Source organism: Dietzia cinnamea NBRC 102147 (assembly GCF_001571065.1).
In the GTDB taxonomy this organism is placed as follows: Bacteria; Actinomycetota; Actinomycetes; order Mycobacteriales; family Mycobacteriaceae; genus Dietzia; species Dietzia cinnamea.
This window is the reverse complement of sequence record NZ_BCSW01000095.1, coordinates 1-4,995: the sequence shown is the minus strand read 5'-3', so window position 1 is coordinate 4,995 and position 4,995 is coordinate 1. Positions and strand designations below refer to the sequence as shown.

Genomic DNA, 4,995 nt, shown 5'->3' with positions numbered 1-4,995 from the left:
AAACCCGAGCTGATCGCTCAGCTCGACTGGGGCGGTTCGTATAAGAGAGCCATCGTCCGTCAACTAGTCACTACGCTCGCTGACAACCAGCACCGGTACTTCGACACCCTAGTCGCGCTGATCTTGGCAACAGCTGAGATCGATCCTTCCTCACTGAAGCGGCTCGATGACGGTGCCGCCAAGTATGAGTCCGCAATCGCGGCACTCAGAGTCCTTCAGGACATGGTCGGACCGTACCGCGCTATGCGGTCGGAAGCAGAGGCGGCAGCGCAACGTCGCCGCCTTGACCAGGAGCGCGCCGAGCAGAAACAGGCGCTCGCACGTGAGACATCGGAGCTGAACGCCGAGTTCATTTCTATGCACTCCCAGCAAGCGCAGGCGCGTGGCTATGCCCTGGAAAACCTGCTCAATCGGCTCTTTGCCCTATACGACATCGACGTAAAGGGACCGTTCCGCATTCAAGGGGAACAGATCGACGGCGCCTTCACGTTCGAAGGAACCGACTACCTCCTGGAGGCAAAATGGACGCAGGAGCTGAGCACCACTTCCGACCTGTCGATTTTCGCAGAAAAAGTGCGTCGCAAGCTGGACAACACCCTTGGGTTGTTTCTCTCCATCAGTGGCTTCCAGCCCAACGCCGTGGCTCTGAGCGGAGAAGGTGGCCGACGATTGTTACTGCTCGCAGAGGGTTACGACTTGGCGATGGTGCTCGACGGGAAGATCCTGCTAGACGAGCTGCTACGTCGGAAGAAGCAACACGCGGCCCGCACCGGCGAGATCCTACTTCGCGCTGCAGACATCCTGTCCTGAAAACATCAACGGATGCCGATGCTCTCTCACACCCCTGTTGATAGTCGGCCGGAAGGTGTCGTTCAGGCCTTTTTCGGCATGCGTTCATGCACACGCAGAGCCGACTCAGTAAGTCGAGTCAGCGGGTAACCGGCGAGGTGAAGCCACCGCAGGACACCCCATTGCAAGGTGGCGGCAGCGGCCTCTACAACCTCTGTGATGAAGACGGGGTCCGGCATCCGTGTGCTGCGAAAATGGCCAGGCTCGTACTCCTCGCCGATCTCGACGTCGTAGCCGACCATGCCGAACCAGTTTTGACCGTGCCCCGCTCCGCTGGCCGCGTTCCATAGGAACGACCAACGGTCGGCGTCACCGCCGACCGTTTCCGCCGCCTGGCGAACAAGCCCCTCGTATCCAGGCGGTTTGTCCTTCGGTGAGGCACCAGCTCCGAGGTCGCCGGCGCGCTGCACGGTGTCAGCCATCCGCTGGTCAATGCGCTCGACAGGGTATCCCCCAGCCAGCTGTGCCTTGCGCTCGTACCCGAAGTCCTTGTACATCATCCGCAGTAGCCGACGCACGCACTCACATGGGTCGTCAACATCGGCCAGCAGCCAGACCGCATGTGCTCCAGACTCAAGACCGGCCCTGCCCATGAGCAAGTACGGCCGGTATCGCACATTATTAACATGGGCTTCGTCGAACGAGTACGGCGCCACCAGGTCGGCCCACAGCAGCATGTGCTCGATGCCCGCGCACAGGTAATTGTGCGACCACGCCGACACCTTTTCCCACGGGTACAACGCATCGGCGCACGCGAGGAGGCTGGCGGGGATCGGATCGACCGCACCGTCCAGAGCGAGTTCGCACGCCCGGATTGAGTAGGTCGCGCGCACCCAACGCTGCTGGTGTTCCTCACTGAGGAAGCCCTGGGGTGATGCCATCGGAGGATCATCGCACCAGTGCATTCGCCCAGTAAAGCGCAGAGGGTGAGACAGGCTCCTCGGGTTGGTCCCGAGCGGTGGCGCTCACTCCGGCCATATCGAGACGCTCGCGAGGCGCTGACAGTACTGCGTTATCGGTGGCGACCTCCATTTGACCGCCCCCTCTCGACCTCGCGCTCGGCTCCTGAGCTGTCCCGGGGGTTTCGGACACCGGATCTGAGGCGGATGATCGCTTCGGGAGGGAGTCCAGGATGCCTGCTGCCAAGCCGCCGGAATTTCGGCGCCGAGCTGTTGAGCTTGCTCGTCTGCGGGAGAAACCGATCGCCGAGATCGCCCGGGACCTGGGGATCAGCGAGTCCTGTCTGCGCCGGTGGATGGACCAGGCCGACGTCGACGAGGGGCATAAGTCCGGTCTGACGAGCGACGAGCGTGCGGAACTGGCGCGTCTACGCCGTGAGAACCGTGTCCAGGCGATGGAGATCGAGATCCTCAAACGAGCCTCGGCGTACTTCGCCCGAGAGAACGTGCTCCCAAAATAGTGGCCCGGCTGATCCATGACCTCGCCGCCGACGGGTTCCCCGTGGCGGTGGTCTGCCGGGTCCTGCAGGTACCGCGATCGTCGTACTACGACGCGATAGCCGTGCGTCCGCCGACGGAACGCGAGATCACCGACGCGCATCTGCCGAACGAGATCATCGACATCTATGCCGCGAGTCGGGGCACCTACGGCGTCCGGAGGGTGCATGCCGACCTGGTGCTGCGGCGCGGTCACCGGTGCGGTCACTGCCCCAGCTACCGCACCGAGCCTTCATCACTGCCGATCCTGGCGGCCCAACGCATCGACGCCGAAGCACTTGCCCGCGACGCCGAAAGCCGAGGGTGGATCGACGAAGCCGACCGTCACCACAAGCTCCTGGACCGCCTCGATGCGCTCATCGCCGACACGGAAGCCGCTGCAGGATGACCGCCCGCGACAAGATCAACCTCGTCGAACGCGCCTGCACAGACCTGGCCCACGAAGGCAGGCCGGTCACTATCGTCGCGATCGCAGCCGCCACCGGACTTAGCCGCTCAACGATCTATCGCAGCACCGTACTGCGCAGCATCATCGAGCACCACAAGCATCCCGAAACTCCGATGACCGCGCTCACCGATGAGCTCACGACGCTGCGAACCGCGGTCAACACCCTCGCAGAAGCAGTGCGACGCCACGACGAGCAACTCCGCCGCATGCGCCGCTGACTGCGTTATCCGGCCAACGGACCATCAGGCCCCCGATTAGCCGGATAAGCCTACGACAACTCGCTCATGGAGTCATTTTTCGGATCGATGCAGATCGAACTGCTCGACCGCCGCTCCTGGGCCACCCGTGCCGAGCTGACACAGGCGATCTTCGAATGGATCGAGTCCTGGTACAACCCCAGGCGTCGCCACTCGGCGCTCGGCTACGTCAGCCCCGTCGACTACGAGAACCGTTCCGAGACCGCCGCCGCCGCGGCATGATCACCACACAACACCTGTCCGAGAAAACCGGGACAGCTCACTCGCCCGCCGACACAGCCCGGGCAGCCCCCCTGGCCGACACCCGCGGCCCCGCCGGTCTCTCCCGCGCCATCGCCGACACCATCCGCACCGCACTGTCCGCGCATCAACCAGCGAACGTGATCGACGAACGCATCAAGAGCGCCTTCGCTGTCGGCGAGCCCTTGGCTTTATGGTGACTCCACAACAGAGAAAACCCCCACCAGCGCTGACCCGGGTTTCCAAGACCGGGGAACTCCGGTCAGTAGTGTGCAACTTATGACTGACCGGGCAAAAGGCACGCTAATCTGGATCAACGGTCCTCATGGCAGCGGGAAGACCCACACCGCTGCAAATCTGACACGAAGACTACCAGCGGCCCAGCTCGCAGATCCGGAGCATGTCGGCTTCGGCTTGCGCCGCATGTACCCGCGAACCGCACGCCCGGACTATCGCAGCCTCGACGCCTGGATAACCGCAACGAGCTCGACAATGATCGACATTCTGGACCGCACTGGCGGAACGGTCATCGCTCCTCAAACCGTAACCGATACAGCAACGCTGACCCGACTGCTCGATCCCGTCCGTCAAGCGGAACACCGAGTGCTCCATGTCACCCTGATGACTGGACTCGGAGAACTTCAACGCCGATTGCGCACGCGCGGAGATGTCATCGCTTCTTACGCCCAGCGTCAATCCGAAACCGCAATTAGAGTCCTCTCCGCCCCAGCGTTCGCCAGCCACCTCGACACTACGAACCGGACCGTTCAGCAAGTTGCTGACGACATCGCCACGCTGGCTGGGCTTGAATTAACTCCTGATCGCACGAATATCCTGAGCAGATCAATCCGAAGCACGTGCCTCAGGATCAGCGCGATCCGAGCCCCCTGGGCCTAACCGGCCCCAAGTAAGCCAATTGGACACATACCGAATACCTGCGGGTTACCAGTCATCACCTGGCGGCGCGACGGCGTCTCCCGCACCATGAGCGCTCACCGCTTCGCACTCCTGTTGGCCTACGGCGACGACGATTCCTATACCGTCGGCGAGCACCGGTGCAGCGAACCACTGTGCGTCCGGGTCGACGACGGGCATGTCATCCCCTCCACACCAGACCGCGATCCTGCGCTACGCCGTGGCCTGCTGTCGCGCCGACGCCAATCGCGCCACCGGAGACGGACGCACCCGCGCCCAGCGAGCACTCGCTGTCCGCGCCGCGATCCGCAACGGATGAGACGCTGTCGCCTACGCCGAGGCCGTCGGAAGGGTCGATCACCGCGACCTCCCGACACTGTTCTAACTACTTCCCCCGCGAACGCAGACGCCCCGCCAACTGGCGGGGCCCGTAGCGCTTCTGCGGGTCGTAGGGTGTGTCAGCGTTGGCCTGGCTGCCACATCTGCCGGGGGACGTAACCGTGCGCCCCGCGCGCTGCGGCGCGGGAGCGACGCGCACCCGCCCAGTGCTGGCAGAGCGTCCACTTCAAGGGCGTGTGCTCGAACAGAACCCCTGCCAGGTTCGACGAGTACCGGGACGTCTTGAGCGCGTGCAACCAGCCACCACTAAGCCACAGAGCAGCCCCTGTTGCGATCGTCCAGCCCGCCCACGGCCCGCTCGACATTGCGCCCATAAGACCAACCACCAGCACGAGGGCACCGCCCACGCGGCCGAGGGCCGGGAAGAGCGCCCACGTGATCAGTAGACCCAGGGCAAGCCCTGCAAGGTGTGCCATGACCGTGCCCCTAA

The 4,995-nt window shown here is 63.6% G+C and carries 8 protein-coding genes and 1 pseudogene; 8 read left to right on the top strand and 1 reads right to left on the bottom strand.

The window, feature by feature from the left end; all coding sequences use genetic code 11:
* Window positions 1–810, top strand: an 810-nt coding sequence (locus DCI01S_RS17640; protein ID WP_061230113.1) for a hypothetical protein, incomplete at its 5' end; no start/stop codon positions are given.
* 62 nt (window positions 811–872) lie between these two features.
* On the opposite strand, the gene DCI01S_RS15865 is transcribed toward DCI01S_RS17640, so the two are convergent.
* The gene (locus DCI01S_RS15865; protein ID WP_061230112.1) at window positions 873–1,730 is read right to left on the bottom strand and encodes a hypothetical protein; all 858 of its coding nucleotides are present in this window, start codon (window positions 1,728–1,730) and stop codon (window positions 873–875) included.
* Between the two features lie 251 nt (window positions 1,731–1,981).
* On the opposite strand from DCI01S_RS15865, the gene DCI01S_RS15860 reads away from it, so the two are divergent.
* The 7 genes and pseudogenes from DCI01S_RS15860 (at window position 1,982) to DCI01S_RS17400 (ending at window position 4,485) form a co-directional block, all read left to right on the top strand.
* Entirely contained in the window at window positions 1,982–2,269 is a 288-nt protein-coding gene (locus tag DCI01S_RS15860) for a transposase (RefSeq protein WP_061230111.1), read from the top strand.
* Window positions 2,269–2,694 (top strand): IS3 family transposase, encoded by a 426-nt coding sequence (locus DCI01S_RS17755; RefSeq protein WP_204649519.1) that lies wholly within the window; start codon window positions 2,269–2,271, stop codon window positions 2,692–2,694. Before DCI01S_RS15860 ends, DCI01S_RS17755 begins: the two co-directional genes overlap by 1 nt.
* Complete coding sequence (locus DCI01S_RS15850; protein WP_061230110.1) at window positions 2,691–2,972, top strand: DUF6262 family protein; 282 nt, start codon at window positions 2,691–2,693, stop codon at window positions 2,970–2,972. Before DCI01S_RS17755 ends, DCI01S_RS15850 begins: the two co-directional genes overlap by 4 nt.
* A gap of 54 nt (window positions 2,973–3,026) precedes the next feature.
* Window positions 3,027–3,233 (top strand): annotated as a pseudogene (locus DCI01S_RS16995) (IS3 family transposase); the annotation flags it as partial.
* Window positions 3,230–3,451 (top strand): hypothetical protein, encoded by a 222-nt coding sequence (locus DCI01S_RS17635; protein WP_061230109.1) that lies wholly within the window; start codon window positions 3,230–3,232, stop codon window positions 3,449–3,451. The pseudogene DCI01S_RS16995 and the gene DCI01S_RS17635, both read left to right, overlap by 4 nt.
* Before the next feature lie 79 nt (window positions 3,452–3,530).
* Window positions 3,531–4,148, top strand: a complete 618-nt coding sequence (locus tag DCI01S_RS16990; RefSeq protein ID WP_083324207.1) for an AAA family ATPase — start codon at window positions 3,531–3,533, stop codon at window positions 4,146–4,148.
* A 196-nt stretch (window positions 4,149–4,344) separates the two neighbouring features.
* Window positions 4,345–4,485, top strand: a complete 141-nt coding sequence (locus DCI01S_RS17400; protein ID WP_156482646.1) for a hypothetical protein — start codon at window positions 4,345–4,347, stop codon at window positions 4,483–4,485.
* The last annotated feature ends 510 nt before the right edge of the window (window positions 4,486–4,995 follow it).